The organism is Mycoplasma sp. 4463 (assembly GCF_048381515.1).
GTDB lineage: Bacteria > Bacillota_I > Bacilli_A > Mycoplasmatales > Metamycoplasmataceae > Mycoplasmopsis.
In genome coordinates this window covers 1-20,175 of sequence record NZ_JBLWID010000006.1, presented here as the reverse complement: position 1 = coordinate 20,175, position 20,175 = coordinate 1, and the positions used below count along the sequence as shown (strand labels likewise).

Sequence of the window (20,175 nt, the reverse complement as noted above, 5' to 3'; positions counted from 1 at the left end):
AAAAAAAAAAAAAAAGATGCCTCAAGGTTGATTTTGTGCTAATTATAAGTATAATTAATATGAATATTTGACTTATAAAAAAGAAAAGAATAAAATAAGTGCTTTTCTAGCTTAAAAATTAATATTTTTAGCTTCCTTAAGTATTTATTGAAAAAGGAAATTTTATGAATTTAAAAAATAAGAAAAAATGAATTCTTTTACCTTTAGGCGCAGGAGTTACAGCTCCAATTGCTTTACTTACAACAGTAAGTGCGACAACTGAAAATGTAACAACTACAAATCCTGAAATTGATGCTCCTGAAGGAAGATTAAAATTCAATGATACAAAGAATGAAGCAGTTAAATCACTTAATGACTTATCATTCTTATCAGATGAACCATATCCATATGATTCAGAAAAATTCAAAGCTTCTGAAGCTATTAAATCTGCTAAATCAAATGAAGAACTACAAAAAGCTATTGAAGATGCTAAAGCTTTAAACAAAGCTAACTACGATGATCAAGTAGCTGAGTTAGAAAACTTAACAAACCAATACTTAGCAAGTACATATGGAACTGAAAAAGCAAATGCTTTAAGAAAACAAATTGAAAATAAAATTGCTATGTTCAATTCAAAATCATACAAAGAAGAATCTGGAGAAAAAGCAGTTGCTAAAGCTCAAAACTTACTTGACTTAGTTGACTACTTAACATCAAAAGTTTCAGAATACAAATTTAATAAAACATCTAAACAATTAGATTTAGCTAACTTAAATGAGTTTAAAAAATTATTAACAACATACGATTACTTCAACATTCAACTTAAAGACAGAAGCGACATAAAATCAGATGATGTTAAAAATATGAAACAATTAGCTCTTGAGGTTTCAAAAATCAAAGATCTTAATGTTTTAGTAACTGCTGTTAAAAAATCATTAGTTAACAGAGTTCCACGCTTAGTATGACCATATGTTGTTGCTGGTTCATTAATTGCCTTCTTAAGTGGTATTTTCATTGCGACTGCTGCTAGAAGAAAAAACAAAAACAAATAATGATTTAATTTAAATAAAATTCAGTATCACTCACATGGTACTGTTTTTTTATACTCTAATATGCAAAATTATGCAAAAATTGTAAAAAAACAGTCAAACTGATTAATTTAACTGTTTATGTGATTTGTAAGGTAATTAGTTTTTCTTTGCTAATTTAGCTTTTATGTGATTGTTAGGGTTAAATTTAATAAATTTGTAAAGTTTGTAGAATTCAAATGAAACTGTAAGCACAAATCCAAGCAATAATGGAATTAATCAGTAAACAACTGAGTATGATGCTTTTAAATCAATTAATTTTCCATCATTTACAAACTCAACAATATCAACGTTTCTAAACACTGAAGCGAGCCCTGGGATGAATGCTGAAGCAACAACAGAGATAAAGCTAAATGCTGAAGCTAAGTAAACTAAGTAGTATTTTTTAATGTTTGTTACAAAAATGCTTTTTGAAGACATTAAGTTAAGTGAGTTAATACTTGAACCAATACCTAATGTAATGAATGTAGCAGAAGATGTAAGTTTTACAAATCATTCACCTTTAATACCTTGTGATTGAGCATATAACCCAACAAATAAGTATGAAAGTAATGATACAAATCCTAAGATTGAACTTTGGATAATTAAACTAATACCCATTCCATTTGCGAAGATACTATCATTTTTATTAAATGGTTTACGTTTCATAACATCTTCTTCATTTGGAACCATTCCAAGTGCAATAGCAGGAAGTCCGTGTGTAAGAAGGTTAATTCATAATAATTGTGCAGCTGTAAGAACAATAAATTCAGCTGTATTGATTGCATCTTTAAAGATAAATCTAAAGATGAATAAACCAAATAACATAACAATAATTTCTGTTAATGAAGAAATAAGTAAGTTTAAGATAACTGTTTTAATTCTGTCGAATGTTTCTCTACCACTTTTTACAGCGTGTACAATGGTGTTAAAGTTGTCATCAGTTAAAATAACATCAGCAGCTTGTTTAGAAACATCTGTTCCTGTAATCCCCATTGCACAACCAACGTCTGCCGCTTTAAGAGCAGGAGCATCATTAACACCGTCTCCTGTCATAGCAACAACTTGATTGTGTGCTTGTCAAGCTTTAACAATACGTAATTTGTCAGATGGGTTTACACGAGCATATACAGATATGTTTTTAACTTGTTCTAATAATTGTTCATCACTCATTTCTGCTAATTGTTTTCCATCAATTGCAATATCTCCATCTTTGAAAATTGATAAGCTTTTTGCAATTGAAATAGCAGTTGTTAGGTGATCACCTGTAATCATAACTGTTTTGATTCCAGCTGCAGTAGCTTCTTCGATTGAAGCTTTAACTGAAGCTCTAGGTGGATCAATCATTCCAATTAATCCTAAGAATACTAAATCGTTTTCATCTTCAACACTAATTGAAGTTGTATCAGGTTTCATTTTTTTGTATCCAACAGCAATAACTCTGATTGAATCGTTTGATCATTGTTCATTGATGTGTGAATATTCGTCAGCTTTGTTTTTTGATTTATCTAAGATTACATCAGGAGCACCTTTTGTAATCATTACTCTACCACCTTCAGGTGTTTCAATTAATACTGACATTGTTTTTCTGTCACTATCAAATGGAAGTGAAGAAATCTTTTTATATCTAGAATAGAAACTATCTTTTGAATTGTTATTTTCAATTCCAAATCTTAAGATAGCTGTTTCAGTAGGGTCTCCGACTTCGTTGTAACCATTTTCAAGTTTTGTAACTTCTGCATCACAACAAGCAACAAATGATGCTAATGTTTGTGATTTAGCTAAGTTTTTATTATTTGGATCAGCTGCTTCAAAGAATTTAACAACTGTCATTTTGTTTTCAGTTAAAGTTCCTGTTTTATCTGAACAAATAATTGAAGTAGAACCTAATGTTTCAACAACAGGGAATGCTTTGATAATTGCATTTTGTTTTGTCATTCTTGAAACACCTATTGCTAAAAGAACTGTTGTGAAAGTAATTAACCCTTCAGGAATTGCAGCTACTGCAAGAGAAATACCAATAACAACAGCGTTTGAGTACACTTGAGGTTCATTTCAAGTGTTTGAAATTGTGTTTGTTAAAACAATTTGTAAGATTGTTGTTAAAAACAATAATACAACGCCAGCGATTCCGAAGATTTTACTTAATTTGTTTAATTTAATTTGTAATGGCGAAAGTTGAACTTCTTGTTCTTGGATAGATGAGTTAATCTTTCCGATTTCTGTGTTAGCTCCAATTGCTTTTACAAGTGCAATTGCTCTACCATTTACAACGTATGTACTTGAGTAAATTTGATTGTATCTGTCACCTAATGGTAAAGATTCAATGTTTTGAATAGTTCCAACTTTTTTATCTACAGCAAGTGATTCACCAGTTAATGATGATTCAACTACACTAAGTGAGTAAGATTCAACTAATTCAGCATCAGCAGAGATGTAATCTCCAGCTTCAACTACAATTAAATCACCAATTGTAACTTGTGATGATGGAATAATAACTGTTTTTCCATCTCTTATAACTTTAGCCATAAGCTCATTAGATTTAGCTAAGGCAGCTACAGCTTGATCGCTCTTGATTTCCTGATAAGTTCCAAGCATAGAGTTAAGTGCTACAACTACTAAAATGATGAATGGTTCAATATATGCAATAGCGATTTCACTAGTTGTTTTTAATCTATCATCAACGTGTTCTCAAATAGTAACACCAAAACTAAATGCAGCAGCGATTAAAAGAATGATGATCATAAAATCTTTAAATTGATTTAAGAAAATTAAAAATATGTTCTTTTTCTTTTTAGTTTCAATTGTGTTTAAACCAAATTGTTGATTTCTTTTAAGTGCTTCCTCAGAACTTAAACCAAGTTTTAAATCAGTTTTTGTTAAGTTTTCCATTTTTTCTCCTTTCTTATGTAATTTAACTTATAAATAAGTTAAATAATTATACCTTTTGTTCCTGATTTGCTAAATTTAATATTTTGAAGCTACAAAATACTAAAACCACTAGTACATAGACTTAAAAGTCTTTAACTAGTGGTCAATTATTAAAGGTTTTTCCTGCTTTATTTAGATTTTGATAATGTTGATAAATCTAAATTTAAAGCAATTTATTCTTCTTTTTCTTCTTCGTTCTTGAAGTTATTAAATAAATTATCTACATCTAATGGTGACATTGAAAATTCTTTATCGTCTTCATATGAATCATAGTCATATGTTGAATATGGTTCATTGAATCTATTTATTAAATAAGCTCCATCGTCATTAAGAATAGAGTATCTAATATTATTAGAATGTAAGTAGTTTTCTAAAGTAGTTTTTAAAATACCAGTACCTTTACCTGTGATGAACATAATTTGGTCAACTTTACCAGTTTTATAATCAAACAAATTGTTTGTAATTACAATTAGAGCCTCTTCAGCTAATAAACCGTGTAAATCAACTACTCTCATACTCTAATTTTAATTCCTGCGTTTTTCATTATGTCTAGAGCAAAGTTGTTGAATTTATCTCCATTATGTTCAGGAGCATCATATGTATCAGTTGCATTTGAATAAACTATGACTTTTTTATCTGAATTTATTTTGTTCAAGTAAATTTTTAAACTTAAAGCAAGTTGCATAACACAAATATCTGTACAACAACCTACAAGCACAAATTCATCATATTGATCTCATAAGTTCATTGGAATATCATAAAACCCATTTGTAGTATTTTTATAATAAACTTTTTGAACATATTCTTGTAATTCAGGAACTATTTGTGATTCTTTATCATTAGCCAAACAGTGAATTGGATAAGTTTTCATTTCTAAATCATCTTCAGAGTGATGGTCGCATATGAAAATATTATGCTCATAGTTTTGCAACATATCTTCTATAGTAGGAATAATGTTATTTATTCTACTTGAAGATAATTTTCCTTCTTTAGCAAAACCGTTAAGCATATCTATTACTATTAATAAACTTTTTTTATTCATCTTATTGTTCTTTTTGACAAACAGGACAGAATGATGTTCCTCTCCCGTTTGGTTTAAAGTCTAATTTAACTTTTTGAACAATTCCTTCTTTACATACTAAGCAACGTTTATTAGCTCTGCTATAAACTCTTAAATAGTTTTGATAATGTCCAACCACACCATTAACTGACGCATAAGTGTGAACTGTGCTACCACCTGCTTTGATACTGTCGTCCATAATGATTTGTGCATTTTTTAAAAGTTCTTTAAGTTGTTCTTTAGTTACTTTGTTGCATTTAGTCATTGGGTAAATTTTAGATGCAAATAAAGACTCATCTGCATAAATGTTACCAATACCTAAAACAAGTTGTTGATCTAATAATGCAGCTTTAATTGAAATGTTTTTTCTTTGTAATTTTTCATATAAAGCATCAACATCTACATCTTTAGGTAACTTAGCTAACTTTTTAATTTCATAAACACTTCTTTTGTCAGTGTTTGCAAAGTATTCAATTGATCCGAACATTCTTGGATCAACAAAAACAAAACATAAGTTGTCAGATAAATAAAATTCAACAATTATATGATTTACCATTTTCTTTAAGTCTGCTAAATGTCGTTGTTCTACAACATAAAACATACCTGACATTCTTAAATGGATAACCATTTTAGAATTGTCATCTAAATAAATTGTGATGAATTTACCATAGTTTTGAATTTGGATAATTTTCTTATCAGTAACTGATTTTACAAACTCATCTAAAGGTACATTTTTAATAATTTTAGAAACATTAATTTGTACATTTTTGATAGTTTTGTTTAATATTTTTTTATTTAATTGTTCTGTGATTATAGTCACTTCAGGGTATTCTGGCATTTTTACCTCCATTTTTTTAGGGTTAAAAGTTTCTTAAATAAATTTAAAAAAAAATTAATTTAGTATATATATTTTACTCTATAAGAGTAAAATTAAAATATGGAAAGATCAAAATATAAAGATATTTTCCTAGTATCTACAGATACAGTACCTGGACTCGGTGGTTTTCTTTCTTCTGAAACATTAGAAGCACTTTATGAACTTAAACAAAGACCATTAGATAAAAAGATGGTAATTGTTATAGGTTCATTAGAACAAGCTCAAGGATTTGCGCAATGAAATGAAGAAGCAAATGCATTTGCCATTCATAAATGACCTGGAGCAAATACAATTATTGTAAATGATCAAGGTTTCAGAATGCCAGCTTGCAAAGCATTTCAAGAGTTCTTAATCAAAAATGGTCCAATGTATTTAACAAGTGCTAATTTATCAGGACAACCAGCTTCGAAAACTTTAGAAGAAGCTAAAGCACAATTTCCAATGATCCAAAATGTTATTGACTTCTGTGAAGGAACAGGAACACCAAGTACAATTTATAATTTAGATACTAGAGAAACTATCAGACGTTAAAATGTCTATAAAAAACTCAAAAATAGAACTTTTGTCAAAGTTTTGTTTTTGGTTTGCGTTTTTATAATAACTGCTTCCATTAAATGAATTTATATATGAAATTATTTTGTGCATATTTTAGTTAGTCTTCTTGACTAACTTTTTTATTTTCCTTATTAATAATATATTATTAATAATTCTTTTAACTTTTTGTTTTAAGTGTTAAAATATTTTTGACTAAAAATAGTCCACATCATACTTAATATTTTGATGTTTTTAATTTATTAAATTTAGGAGGAAAAAATGACACCACACATTCACGCTAAAAAAGGCGAAATAGCTAAAACAGTTATTATGCCAGGTGACCCATTAAGAGCAAAATTTATTGCTGAAACATACTTAGATGAAGGGTTCAAATTAGTTAATACAGTTAGAAATATGTTTATGTACACAGGTACATACAAAGGAAGACCAATCACTGTAGCAGCTAGTGGAATGGGATGTCCTTCAATCGGGATTTACTCATACGAATTATTCAAATTTTATGATGTAGATAGAATTATTAGAATTGGTTCAGCTGGATCATACAAAGCTGACTTAGGACTTTACGAAGTTGTTTTAGCATCAGAAGCTTTTGCTGACGCTGATGCATTTAGAAGAATTGCTTTAGGAAAAGAAGGAAACATTTCATTACCTTCAGCAAGATTAAACGAAGAAATTAAAGCTATTGCTGCTTCACAAGGAACAAAAATTACTGAAGGAAGAGTACATTCATCAGATATATTCTACTCAGTTGTTCCACTTGAACAAAGAATTGAAGAAACACAATCAGTTTGTGTTGAAATGGAATCATTTGCATTATTCACAAATGCTGAAGCTACAGGAAAAGAAGCTGCTTGTTTATTAACAATTTCAGATAACTTAATTACACACGAAGAAACATCAGCTGAAGAACGTCAAACAGCATTTACAAAAATGATGGAGATTGCTTTAGAATTAGCAAAATAATATGCGTGTAGTAGATATTATTGAGAAAAAACGTTTAAATCACGAACTAACAAATGAAGAAATTGAATTTTTAATTAATTCATACGTTAGAAGTGAAGCACCAGATTACCAAATGAGTGCATTCTTAATGGCAGTTATGTTCAATGGAATGAACTCAAGAGAAATTGCAACAATGACAAAATATATGATGCATTCTGGTGAAGTTATGAACTTATCAGCTATTCCTGGTATTAAAGTTGACAAACACTCAACAGGTGGAATTGGAGATAAAACAACTTTAGCAGTAGGACCAATCGTTGCTGCTTTAGGAGCTCCAGTTGCTAAAATGAGTGGTAGAGGACTTGGACACACAGGTGGAACTATCGATAAATTAGAAACAATTCCAGGTTTCACAGTTGAATTATCAGAAAAAGAATTTATCGAACAAGTTAAAGAACACGGTATTGCAGTTATTGGACAATCTGCATCACTTGTTCCAGCTGACAAAAAATTATATGCATTAAGAGATGTTACAGCAACAGTTGAATCTATTCCACTTATTGCTTCATCTATTATGTCTAAAAAATTAGCAACAGGTTCAAATGCTATCTTACTTGATGTTAAATGTGGAAATGGTGCTTTTATGAAAAATGAAAAAAGCGCTATTGCATTAGCTGAAACAATGATTAGCATTGGTAAAGAACTTAATGTAGACACAAGAGCTGAAATTACAAATATGTCAAGACCAATTGGTCGTGAAATCGGTAACAAAAATGAGGTTCTTGAAGCTATTAGAACTCTTGAAGGAAAAGGACCTGAAGATTTCAATGAATTAGTTTACTCATCTTGTGCAACAATTTTAGAACAAGCTAAAATTGCTAAATCACACGATGAAGCACTTAAAATGGTTGATGAAGTTATTAAAAACGGAAAAGCTCTTGAAAAATTCTATGAATTTGTAAGAGTACAACATGGTGATGCAGAAGCTCTTAAATCACCTACATTCTGAAATCCTAAATACAAATTAGAAGTTATTTCAGAAGACGAAGGATACTTAGAAATCTTTGACGCTTTAACATTTGGTATTGTTTCAATGAAATTAGGTGCTGGAAGAAAAACAAAAGAAGACAGCATTGACAATGAAGCCGGAATTACATTGAACAAGAAAACAAATGAAGAAGTTAAAAAAGGTGATGTATTATTCACATTATATTCATCAAACCCAATCGATGTTGAATTAGTTAACGAACTTAAACAAGGATACAAATTCAATAAAGAAAAAGTTGAAAACAAAATTATTATTGCTAAATTACAATAATTACATTAAACACTTAATTTAAATAGTTAAATTTAAACAAAGGATAAAATGAATTACAACAAATTAATCGATCATACTTTATTAAAAGCTGAGGCGCAAAAAAAAGACATTGATAAATTAATCGACGAAGCTATTAAATATGACTTTGCTACAGTTTGTGTTAACTCAGGATGAGCAAAATACGCAGCTGAAAGATTAGCAGGAACAGGAATTGGTGTTACTGTAGTTGTTGGTTTCCCTTTAGGAGCTAACATTACAGCAGTTAAAGCACATGAAGCTAAATTAGCTATCGAACACGGTGCTACAGAAATTGATATGGTTATGGCTATCGGACGTTTCAAACAAGGAGACTACGAATACGTTCTTAACGACATGAAAAAAGTTAAAGAAGCTTGTGGAGATAAAGTTCTTAAAGTTATTATCGAAACAGCTTTATTATCAGAAGAAGAAATCAGAAAAGCAACTGAAATCGTTATGAAATCAGGTGCTGAATTCATCAAAACTTCAACAGGAACAAGCTTCCGTGGTGCATCATTAGAAGATGTTAAAATTATGAAAAGCGTTTGTGGAGACAAATTACTTATCAAAGCAGCTGGAGGAATTGCAAACATTGATGATTTAATCGCAATGTACGAAGCTGGAGCCACAAGATTTGGAACAAGTCGTTCAATCGCTATTGTTGAAGGAAAAACTTCTAAAGAAGGATACTAATCCTTTAATAATTATCAGATCACTATCATAAGATGGTGATTTTTTAATGCGCTTTATTCAATTTAAGTTCACATTTGACTAAATTTACTAAATAAATGAGGTGCGAAATGAAAAATAAAGAAAAACTTATAGATTTATTTGAAGTTCACGAAATCAGTGATGATTTATTCGACTTCTTATTTAAAAAATCGAAAATGACTGATAAATTAATTATGCCAATCTTACAAGTGGGTGATGAATACTTATTCTGTGAGGTTAAACACAAGAAATTCAGATTAGACAGTGATATGGGTGTACTTTTATATACTGCAGATGGGTTAACTGATTATGAACTTAATGTAAACACAATATTTAAAATTAAAGAAGATATCTTATTTAAGAATTCATACAACATTAATCACGAAGTACTACATAAGAAAATTAGTGAGTTTAATGAATTGGAAATTCTACAAATCATTCACGATAAGGTTATGGACAATCTAAGAAATGTAAAAGTAATTCAAATCAATCGATTAAACAATCAAATTTAGTCAAGTTAAACACAAGAAACACTAAAATTAGATTAAAAAACATCTTAACAACTACGTTAAGATGTGTTTGATTATGTAATTATATTCATTTAAGTGCAATAGCTGTAATTAAGACAGCTACTAATGCAATTAATAGAACTAAAGAGAAAACAGCTAGTATATATGCTAGTCTATTTTTCTTATATCTTTTAACAGATGTTTCGTCTTTAACATTCTCTTCGATTACTAAATCAACTAATTGAGTATATTTTTTCTCTGATTTGATTGTTGAGTAACCTGGTTTTTTAGCATTTTTCTTTTGTCTAGGCATCGTAACCTTCTTTTGGAGTTATCATAATAGCAAAAGCTTCAGGACCTGTGTGAACTGAAATAACACTTGAAGTAAGTTGCTCATTAACAAGTGTAATTGAGTGTTTTTGCGCTTGTTCTTGAACTAATTTATTAACTTTTTCGTCTATACCGTGCATTCAAGTAAAAACGTAATCTTCTGGCTTATCAACTACTTCCATTACTTTTTCAAATAGTTTTTTAATAGCGCCTGATGAAGTTAATTTGAATGAAACAAATGAAACTGCATCATTTTTATCATATGAAAGGACAGGGTAAATGCTTACTTTTGAAGCGATAAACTTTTTAACTGATGATAATCTACCACCTGAAATTAAATATTTTAAGTTCATAGGGAGTAAGAATGTGTGTGATTTATGATTTAGTTTAGCAAGATGATTGATAATAGATTGAACTTCTAAGCCTTGCTCACTTAGTTTTTTAGCATATTTAGCTGCATATAATAATTGAACACCTGCAAAGTGGTTATCAACTACATGAATGTTTTTATATTCATTAGACATAGCTGCAACGTGATTTGGTGTAGAAGATAATTTAGATGAGATACCTAAATAAATAACTTCTTTGTTTTCCTCAGCAGCTTTTTTAACTGTGCTTTGAAGGATATCTAATTTTGGTGATGAAGTTTTAATATCCGTAGCAGCAGCAAGCTGCTCTAAAACTTCAAGGGGGTCAACTATACCATCTTGATAAACTTTTTTATCAATTTCTATCTGTAATGGTAAATAATAAAATCCGAGAGCTTCTGCTTCGGTTTTTGAGATTCCTGAAAAGGAATCGATAATAATACCTATTTTTTCCATGAAGTAAATTATATAGCAATTTATTGTAAAAAAGTCTTATATATACATAAAATGTATATATAAAAATATATGCATTTTTAGTAATAATTTAGTTTTATTTTTTCACTAAAATGCCTTGTACACTATGCTAAAAGTATTTTCACACGTGTATATGTATATTATATGTATATATAATATAAAAAATATTTAATAATAATTATATTTACAATATAATTATTACTATGACTAAACAAATGACAAAGATTATTTTTCTAACTATTATTACGTTAGGTTTAATATGAATTAAATGAAACAAAGAAAAGAAAGCTAAGAATACTATTTACCAAAGTAACAAGCTTCCTTTCAAAATTGAACAATTAGTTAGTGCTCTAGGTACTAAAGAAAATATTGATAACTTTGAAGTTAAAATAAGTAGACTGGTTGTAACAGTTAAATCAAACAACAAAGTTGATACAGAAGTTTTAAAGGAATTAAAAGGTGTAAGTGGAATTTTATTATCTAGTTCTAAAGTATCTATAACACTTGGTGAGTATGCTAATGAAACATTAAGACAATTAGAACAACAAGTAAAATAATGAGGTTACAAAATGAGTAAAGAACAAAACAAATATAAGATTATTCTAGATAACTTATTAGATATTTCGCAGACTGACTCTTCTATATTTACTAAAATACAAAATAAATATTTTTATGACTTGTATTCGCTTATAGGAGATAAAAACTGAGATACGTTTTATAACAATGAAACATTTCAAATAAGTGCGCTAGACAATAATGTAATTACTTTGATTGAAAAGATTTCTAATATATCAGGACCTGATAACTTGGTCTTATATTTAGAAAGTAAACTTGATGTATTGCATCATTTAAAAATTAAAGTTAATTTAGAAAACGTACAACAAGATTGAGAATACTACAAGAAAAAGATTTTAAATGACTTACAGTTAATGTTGCAAAAGTCAATCACACAATGAAAATTGTTAGATGACAAAGTAACTAATATTCTTGATGAAACAAATATTTGACCTTTATACATAGGTTTTCTATTTATTTCACTTAAGAAAGATGACAAATTCATTTATGCTCCTTTATTCTTAAAACAAGCTTCAATTGATTTTGTAAATGGTAAACCAATTATTAAATCAGATGGCGATATTAAAGTTAATGAAAAACTTGTATTCTTCTTAAACAATAATGATTTCAAGATTTCTATTGACGCAGAATTTAAGGATTACAAGATTTCTACTTTAATTAATAAGTTACAAGAAGATTGAAACGATTTATTTGATTTACCAGTTTCACTTAAAAAGCCTTTTGAAAAAATCTCAAATCCTGAGGAAGAAATTACTAATGAAAACATTAAATTCCATCCAGGCGCTGTTTTAGGAATTTACCAACCTTGAGGTGGGTATGCTAGAAACAGAATGAAAGAGATTGCTCAAAAAGATGAAATTGATAACATCATCAAAGTTGAGTTTAATAAAAACATTTATAAAGCTACAGTTGAGCATAATACATATAGAGATAACACAGGATTAATCAAGATAACAGATTCAAACTTATCTCAAGATAAAGCTATCGTGAGTTCAATGCTTCAAAACACTGTTATTTGAGGTCCACCTGGTACAGGTAAATCTCAAACAATAGTTAATATATTAGCTAACATCTTAGTAAGAAAGAAAACAGCAATTGTTGCTTCACAAAAGAGAGCTGCACTTGAAGTTATTAAAAATAGATTAGATGATTTATCTGCATTCTGCTTATTTATATTAAATACAAAGAATACAAACAGAAAATCATTCTATGAACCTATTAAAAAATACTTAGATATGCTTGAAAACTTTAGTGGAACAAATGGATTCCATCCTTTGAATGTTATTTCAGAAAGCGAAATTAACTTTATAGATGCTGCTTCTGAATATCTAAATGATTCACTTGCGAAAGATGTTTTATTAACTTACTACTACTTTGCATCACAAAAGCAAGATTTCGATCATTTAACAGACATCGAGTTTCTATTATCACTTCCAAAAGATGTTAAATATCCAATTGAACCAACAAACCGTCAAACAGCTAAAGAATTACTTAAATTAAGTAAATATAAATATTTACCTTTTGTAAAAGAATATAGAAGACTAAAAGAATTAGGTAACTTAATTGACGAAAAATTGCCTACATTCAATGGTTCATTAAATGATTTAATGAAATTTGTAAACACAATTGGATTTGAGCACATTAATTCAGAACACAGTCCATTTAAAAAACTTAATAATTTAATTACAGCTTACAAAAACATTCAACCTAGACCACAAAGAATGAGTATAGAAGAAGTCAGAGACTTTGTAGCTCACTTAATAGTCGCTAGAATTAATAAATTTGACGAAAAACTTAAAAAAGAATATAGAGAATTTGCTCAATCAGTAAGAATTCAAAATTTAGAACCTTACAGATTTGTAAAAAAATTCACTGGAATGATTAAACAATTATTCCCAATTGTAGTTGCTACACCTAACACAGATTTATCAGGTTGATCTAAAGAAGAATTTGATTATGCAATCCTTGATGAATCAAGTCAGATTTTCATTGAAAATGCCATTCCAATTCTTTATTTAGCAAAATTCAAAATCTTTGCTGGTGACACAGAGCAAATGAAACCGACTTCTTGATTCGTGCAACGTATTACAGATGATTCGATTTTCGGTAAAGTTGAATCAGTTCTAGATTATGCACTTTCATTAGGAGTTCATAATGTTATGCTTGATAAGAATTACCGTTCAAATCACGCTGAACTTATGGGGTTCTCATCAAAAACTTTCTACCAAAGTAAACTTAACGTTTTAGATGCTGCTAATGCTTGAAATAATGAACCAATTGAAGTTTACCAAGTAGATGGTTCTTGAGACCAAAACAAAAACATCGTTGAAGCTAAATTAGCTATAGACAAAGTAATAGAAAATATAGATAAATATAAGAAAATAATTCTTTTATCATTTAACGTTAAACAAAGTAATTACATAACAGAATTGATTTACAATCAATATCCATTACTTGAAAAAGCAATTCACAGCAAGAGACTTTTAATCAGAAACATTGAAAACATCCAAGGGGACGAAGCTGACTTAGTTATTGCAACAATTGCTTACGATAAGAACACAAAATTATCATCTACATATGTTTCACGTCCAGGTGGTAAAAATGCTCTTAATGTTGCGATTTCACGTGCTAAAGAAAAAATGATTATCATCAAGACAATCAAATCTGAAGATATCATTTTAACACCTGAAATATCTGACGATATTAGAGTGTTCAAATCTTGACTTCAATTCTTAGAAAAAGAATCAGAACAAAGAAGAATTGAAATCAAAGAATCATTTGATCAAAACCATTATTCAATTTCAAATACTAAACTCAAGGACGACTGATTTAAAAACTTAGTATTTAACAGAATTAAAAGTGCAATTGCATATGATCCAAACTTTGAAGTGTTCAAAGATTACATAGTTGGTTCATTAGATATAGACATTGTAGTTACATACAACAAAATACCATTCAAATGTATTTCATTTGACACAATGTACTATGCAAATTCAAAAGAAAACTTCGTGTCTTTATATGATGCAGTTAAATTCTTAAAATCTAAATCATATGATGTGGAAGTTGTTACACCTATTAACTGAATTTGAATTCAAAATCAAATCGATAGTTGATTTACGCCTGCAAAAACAAAAGAGTTTAAATCAACTTCAAAAGGTCAAGTAACAAATACTTACACAATTAACAAAACTGCAGAACACGAAGTTGCTAGAGAACCACAAGTACAAAATCAAATTTTAACTGCACAAATCACAATTGAACCAATTGCTGAAGAAGTAGATGAAGTTGATTTAAATATTAATGATGAACAAATAATCGAAGCCGAAGAACAACCTGCAGAGCAAGTTGTAATTCTCTCAGATGAAAAAGTTGAACCTATAACAGAGACTGTTGTAGAGAAAAAAATCTTTAACTTTGATTCATCTGATGAGGATGATGAAGAAGAAGAAGAAGAAGAAGAAGAATTTATGGAGAGTAAAACTTCAGAAAGTATTCAAAAACAAAATAAACCTGAAGAAGTCGAAGACACACTTGAAGAAGAAATTGATTCAGAAGATCAATTAGTTGAGAAATCAAACTCAGAAAATGATAATAAAATAAAAACTCAAAATGATTCAGATGTTTATGAAGAAATCTGAACATTTGAAAACAATGAAGTTTCAAATGATAATATTGAAACTGAACAAATAATAGAAGATATACAAAATAAAGAAGTTAATGAAGAACCCTTTGCTGTAGACGAAATAGTAATTAAAGAAGAACAAACAACAGAAGAACCATTCATTAACCAAAGTGAAATTGATTCATCATTTGATGATATTTTCCAAATCAAACCAGAAAATATAGAAGAACAAATAACACAAGAATTTGTTGCAGACAGTACTAAAGAACAACAAACTTCTACAGATTCACAAGAATCACAAGTAGATGACCTAGATTACAGCGATGAAGATGATGATAATTTTGTATTAAATTTTGAATCATTCAACCCAAGAGCTGTTACAAAAGAAGAACAAATAACACTTGATAAAGTTGAACAAGCAGAAGAAGTGTTAAATAAGAAAAAATCTCATATAATTCATCCGACGATGCAAGATAAAACAGAAGAATGAATTTATGATGGACAATACGATGACTTTTAATAGATAGGAGAACTTATCATGACAATCGAAAAATTTTTAACATTTATGTCTAAGGACGTTAAAAGAAATTTAATTATTCACTTATTTACTTGTCACGAAAAAGAATGTGACGTTTTAGATTTAGTTGACCTTTTAAAGGAAAAACAAGCTAACGTTTCAAAACACTTAGGTGATTTAAGAAGAGACAAAGTGGTAGCTAGAACAAAACAAGGTAAAAAGTCAAAATACTATGTAACAAATGAATTTAAAAAACAATATGGTTACTTAGTTGAAGAAATTATGGAACACTCAGATCCTGCTTTACTTGACAGAATGGCTTGCAAATGTTTTGCAGATGGACACGTAATGGAAGTTGGAGAACACAATCACAACTTAAAATACGTTTCGAGCGTAAACAAAAAATAATATGCAAAAACCAATTCCAAAAATTACTTTCTGAAAATTGACAAAAGGCGTTCGAATATATGGTCTTTTGTCTATTTTTACAATTTTAGTAGAAGTTTTAATGCAGGTATTTTTACCTGATGTTTCAAAAGATGTAATTAATGCATTGCAAAACAATACTGCTGATATTAATTTTGTACTACAAAAAGGAGCTATTCTAATAGCTCTTGCTCTTGTTGCGCTTCTAACAGGTATATTAGGTGCATATTTTTCAAATATTGCATCCACTAGATATGCTCGAAACATAAGAAATGCAATAATTAAACAAGTTAATGAATTTTCATTTGAAGATATTGACCATTTTACAAATGGTTCTATCTTAAATAGATTGAATATAGATGTGAATAATGTTCAAATGTCATTTAGGTTCATAATCGGAACTTTTATTAGGTTACCTATTATCTTCTTATTATCACTTACAATGTCAATTAAACTATCATTGACTTTATCATCTATATTCTTAGTAACATTACCAATATTATGTAGTTTCTTTGTTTTGATCTGATTTATTAGTTTCCCTAAATTCAAACTAATGTATAAACAATATGATTTATACAATCAAAAAATTCAAGAAAACTTAAACAGCATTAGAACAATCAAATCATATGTAACTGAAAACTCAGAATACAACAAAGTCGCATCTTTAGCTAATACACTTAAAGATACTAATATTAAAGTTAATAAGTACTTAACTTTTAACAGCTTATTAATTAATGGAATAATTTATAGTTCATTTATTACACTTGCAATAGTTGGAACACAATTGTATTTAGGACAAAAAATTCAAATTGGAACAATTATGGCATTTGGTTCATACATTTGAATGGTGTCAGGTTCTCTAATGGGAATTATGAACGTTTTAAGTCAAATTTTAATGTCAATTCCTGCTTCGAAAAGAATTAAAGAAATTTTAAATTATGTTCCTACTGTATTAGATTCAAAAGATGCAATCAAACACGATGTAATTGGCGACATTGAATTTAAGAACGTTTCATTTGCATATACAAATTCAAGCCATCAAGCACTCAAAGATATTAACCTTAGAATTCCAGCTAATAGTTCATTTGGTATTATTGGACAAACTGGTTCAGGAAAAACTACGCTTATTAACTTAATACCTAGATTTTATTCGGTTAAAGATGGAACTATTTTAATTGATCGGATTAACATTAATAAGATTCAAAAAGATAATCTAAGACAACAAATTTCTGTTGTATTTCAAGATTCAACTTTATTTAAAGGAACTATTAGAGAAAATATGCTTTTTGCTAATCCTGATGCAACTGATGAGCAAATTTATCAAGCATTATCAGAAGCAAACATTTATGACTATGTCTATGGATTAGAAGATAAATTAGATCACGTAGTAGAACAAAGAGGAAGAAACTTCTCTGGTGGTCAAAAACAAAGATTAGCAATTGCTCAATCATTACTTAAAAAACCTAAAATCTTAATTTTAGATGACTCAACATCAGCGCTTGATTCTAAAACAGAAAATCACGTGAAAAATGCTGTGTCAAAATTACAAAATTGCACCAAAATTATCATTGCACAAAAAATTATTTCAATCAAAGATTGCGACAATATCATCTTGTTACAAGATGGAAAAATCCAAATTCAAGGTAATCACGAGTATTTACTTAAACATAGTAAATACTATAATGAACTATACCAATCACAACAAAATGCAGGAGGTTTAGATGAGGTCGATGCAATCATTTAAATCACCTAATCACAATCTTAATTTAAAACTAACTAAAGAAGAAAAGTTAGATTCATTTAAGAAGTTAGTATCTTTATTATGAAAACATAATAAAGGATGATTGCTTTTAGCTTTCACTTTAGTTATATTTAGTGCAATGGGCAATATATATAACCAACTATTTTTAGGATATGTAATAGTTGACAAATTATTGTTAGGGACAAATCCATTTAATGAAGATAAGTTTTACATAATTATTTGTGTATCTGGACTTATTTTCTTAACAAGTATTATTTGTGATTTTATAGCTAATAGAATAATGATATCTATTACCTATAAAACAATGACTAAACTACGTTTGGGCTTGTATGAGCATATACAAACTTTACCTATTAAATACTTTGATTCTAAATCTAAAGGTAATCTGGTATCTAGATTTACTTCAGATATAGATACACTTAGAATGTTTTTATCAAGAACAATAATTACAATTATTCAATCCTTTATAACTTTAACTGTATCACTTATAATCTTATTTGTACTTAACTGATTACTTAGTTTAATAATGGTTACTTTAACAATACTAATAGCACTTAGTGCATACATTATTAGTAAAAAATCAAGTAAGTACTTTGTTAATAAACAAAAAAATAACGGTCAAATAACAGGTTATGCAGAAGAAGTTATTTTAGGACTTAAAACTATTAAAATGTATGGCCAAAGCGTTAATGTAGTTAAGAAGTTCTCTGATATTAATAGCACACTAACTAAAAACAGTTTTAAATCTGAATTTATTTCTTCAATCATATGGCCTTTATCAAAGAACTTAAGCAACATTGCTTATGCTCTTGTTATTATGATTGGAGCAATTGTTGTTATCACAAACCAATCAGGTAACGGAGTTGCTCTAGGATTAACAATCGGTATTGTTGTTTCATTTTCTCAATCAGCTAAAAGTTTCTCAGGCCCAATTTCAACAATGACTCAAACAGTAAGCTCATTTATGCTTGCGTTAGCTGGTTCAAAAAGAGTTTTCGATATATTAGCTCAAAAAAGTGAAATTAATCAAGGAACTATCAAATTAGTTAAAGTAATTAATGAAAATGATAAATACACTGAAGTTAATTTAAATGATAAAGATGGTTTCTATGCTTGAAAAACACAAGTAGGAAATCAAATCATTTACCAAAAAGCACAAGGTAAAATTGAATTTAAAAATGTATATTTTAAATACAATGAAAATGATGAAAAATACACATTAAAAGATATTAATTTTGTAGCTAATCCAGGAGATAAAATTGCATTTGTTGGACCGACTGGTGCTGGAAAAACAACAATAGTTAACTTAATAACTAGATTTTATGAAGCAACTGATGGAGTGATATTGTATGACAATATACCTATTGAGAATATTGATAAACATTCTCTTAGAAAATCTATTGGTTATGTGCTTCAGGAAACAAGATTGTTTACAGATACAATTCAAAATAATATAACATATGGTTCTGATTTATATGACGAACAAATGCTATCTAATGTTTCGAGAACAACTAATTTGGTTGAACATATAGAAAAACTAGATGATAAATACTCAACTATGTTAACTAATTCAAGTTCTAATTTATCTCAAGGCCAAAAACAACTTATTTCTATAGCTAGAGCTAGCTATAAAAATCCAATAGTTTTAATATTAGATGAAGCAACATCTAATATTGATACACATACAGAATTCCAAATAGAAAAAGCAACCGATAAGTTGCTTCAAAACAAAACATCATTTATCATAGCTCACAGATTAAGCACAGTTAAAAATGCTACTAAAATAATTGTTATAAATGATGGACAAATCATTGAACAAGGTTCTCACGATGAACTTATAAAAAATAAAAATCTATATGCTCAACTATGAGAATATGCTTCAAACAAATAGCAGGAAAAAACAATTTCTTGCTATTTTTATATATAAAAATAGAGAGCTTAACAAATCACAATAATAAACATTTCGTTGACAATTAATCAGTGCTATGCAAATAGTGCTGATTTTTTATATCTTTTTTAAGTTAATTAATTAAATAAAGATATAAAAAATAACAAGGACTAAACTGGGACACTAAAAATGGACAGAAGGTTTAATTAGACATAATAACACCTCAATGATGTTGGGGTGTTTTT

Annotated in this window: 17 protein-coding genes; 11 read left to right on the top strand and 6 right to left on the bottom strand. The window is 28.6% G+C overall.

Translation table 4 applies throughout. The features are described from left to right. Positions 1-164 precede the first annotated feature (164 nt). Positions 165-1,031: a hypothetical protein gene (locus ACNF36_RS00800; RefSeq protein WP_418303398.1), complete on the top strand. Its 867-nt coding sequence runs from the start codon at positions 165-167 to the stop codon at positions 1,029-1,031. Between the two features lie 135 nt (positions 1,032-1,166). Here the strand turns inward: ACNF36_RS00800 and ACNF36_RS00795 are convergent, their stop codons facing one another. The 4 genes from ACNF36_RS00795 to mutM form a co-directional block, all read right to left on the bottom strand. Continuing rightward, positions 1,167-3,938 carry a cation-translocating P-type ATPase gene (locus ACNF36_RS00795; protein ID WP_418303397.1) on the bottom strand — a complete coding sequence of 924 codons (2,772 nt, stop codon included), beginning with the start codon at positions 3,936-3,938 and terminating at the stop codon, positions 1,167-1,169. A gap of 212 nt (positions 3,939-4,150) precedes the next feature. Beyond that, positions 4,151-4,492: a Smr/MutS family protein gene (locus tag ACNF36_RS00790; RefSeq protein ID WP_418303396.1), complete on the bottom strand. Its 342-nt coding sequence runs from the start codon at positions 4,490-4,492 to the stop codon at positions 4,151-4,153. Beyond that, positions 4,483-5,019 carry an isochorismatase family cysteine hydrolase gene (locus tag ACNF36_RS00785; protein WP_418303395.1) on the bottom strand — a complete coding sequence of 179 codons (537 nt, stop codon included), beginning with the start codon at positions 5,017-5,019 and terminating at the stop codon, positions 4,483-4,485. Before ACNF36_RS00785 ends, ACNF36_RS00790 begins: the two co-directional genes overlap by 10 nt. 1 nt (position 5,020) lies before the next feature. Then, positions 5,021-5,875 carry a bifunctional DNA-formamidopyrimidine glycosylase/DNA-(apurinic or apyrimidinic site) lyase gene (mutM, locus tag ACNF36_RS00780; protein ID WP_418303394.1) on the bottom strand — a complete coding sequence of 285 codons (855 nt, stop codon included), beginning with the start codon at positions 5,873-5,875 and terminating at the stop codon, positions 5,021-5,023. A gap of 99 nt (positions 5,876-5,974) precedes the next feature. On the opposite strand from mutM, the gene ACNF36_RS00775 reads away from it, so the two are divergent. From ACNF36_RS00775 to ACNF36_RS00755, 5 genes are all read left to right on the top strand, one after another. Then, on the top strand, positions 5,975-6,445 hold the full coding sequence (locus ACNF36_RS00775; protein WP_418303393.1) for an L-threonylcarbamoyladenylate synthase: 471 nt from the start codon (positions 5,975-5,977) through the stop codon (positions 6,443-6,445). A 282-nt stretch (positions 6,446-6,727) separates the two neighbouring features. Continuing rightward, positions 6,728-7,432, top strand: coding sequence for a purine-nucleoside phosphorylase (deoD, locus tag ACNF36_RS00770; protein ID WP_418303392.1), 705 nt, complete (start codon positions 6,728-6,730; stop codon positions 7,430-7,432). Position 7,433: 1 nt separating this feature from the next. After that, the gene (locus ACNF36_RS00765) at positions 7,434-8,729 is read left to right on the top strand and encodes a pyrimidine-nucleoside phosphorylase (RefSeq protein WP_418303391.1); all 1,296 of its coding nucleotides are present in this window, start codon (positions 7,434-7,436) and stop codon (positions 8,727-8,729) included. Positions 8,730-8,777: 48 nt separating this feature from the next. Next, positions 8,778-9,440, top strand: coding sequence for a deoxyribose-phosphate aldolase (deoC, locus tag ACNF36_RS00760; RefSeq protein ID WP_323177473.1), 663 nt, complete (start codon positions 8,778-8,780; stop codon positions 9,438-9,440). A gap of 107 nt (positions 9,441-9,547) precedes the next feature. After that, the gene (locus ACNF36_RS00755; protein ID WP_323176381.1) at positions 9,548-9,970 is read left to right on the top strand and encodes a hypothetical protein; all 423 of its coding nucleotides are present in this window, start codon (positions 9,548-9,550) and stop codon (positions 9,968-9,970) included. A gap of 79 nt (positions 9,971-10,049) precedes the next feature. Here the strand turns inward: ACNF36_RS00755 and ACNF36_RS00750 are convergent, their stop codons facing one another. Together ACNF36_RS00750 and ACNF36_RS00745 are read right to left on the bottom strand one after the other, a co-directional pair. Further along, positions 10,050-10,280, bottom strand: coding sequence for a hypothetical protein (locus ACNF36_RS00750; RefSeq protein WP_323176382.1), 231 nt, complete (start codon positions 10,278-10,280; stop codon positions 10,050-10,052). Continuing rightward, positions 10,273-11,121 carry a DegV family protein gene (locus tag ACNF36_RS00745; RefSeq protein ID WP_418303390.1) on the bottom strand — a complete coding sequence of 283 codons (849 nt, stop codon included), beginning with the start codon at positions 11,119-11,121 and terminating at the stop codon, positions 10,273-10,275. The genes ACNF36_RS00750 and ACNF36_RS00745 overlap by 8 nt, the downstream gene beginning before the upstream one ends. 221 nt (positions 11,122-11,342) lie before the next feature. On the opposite strand from ACNF36_RS00745, the gene ACNF36_RS00740 reads away from it, so the two are divergent. From ACNF36_RS00740 to ACNF36_RS00720, 5 genes are read left to right on the top strand one after another with little or no spacing between them, the layout of a single operon-like run. Continuing rightward, positions 11,343-11,696, top strand: coding sequence for a PTS glucose transporter subunit IIB (locus tag ACNF36_RS00740; protein WP_418303389.1), 354 nt, complete (start codon positions 11,343-11,345; stop codon positions 11,694-11,696). 12 nt (positions 11,697-11,708) lie between these two features. Continuing rightward, positions 11,709-15,857, top strand: a complete 4,149-nt coding sequence (locus tag ACNF36_RS00735) for an AAA domain-containing protein (RefSeq protein ID WP_418303388.1) — start codon at positions 11,709-11,711, stop codon at positions 15,855-15,857. Positions 15,858-15,875: 18 nt separating this feature from the next. Next, positions 15,876-16,262: a transcriptional regulator gene (locus ACNF36_RS00730; RefSeq protein ID WP_418303387.1), complete on the top strand. Its 387-nt coding sequence runs from the start codon at positions 15,876-15,878 to the stop codon at positions 16,260-16,262. Position 16,263: 1 nt separating this feature from the next. After that, positions 16,264-18,024: an ABC transporter ATP-binding protein gene (locus tag ACNF36_RS00725; protein WP_418303386.1), complete on the top strand. Its 1,761-nt coding sequence runs from the start codon at positions 16,264-16,266 to the stop codon at positions 18,022-18,024. After that, complete coding sequence (locus ACNF36_RS00720; protein WP_418303385.1) at positions 18,002-19,933, top strand: ABC transporter ATP-binding protein; 1,932 nt, start codon at positions 18,002-18,004, stop codon at positions 19,931-19,933. Before ACNF36_RS00725 ends, ACNF36_RS00720 begins: the two co-directional genes overlap by 23 nt. The last annotated feature ends 242 nt before the right edge of the window (positions 19,934-20,175 follow it).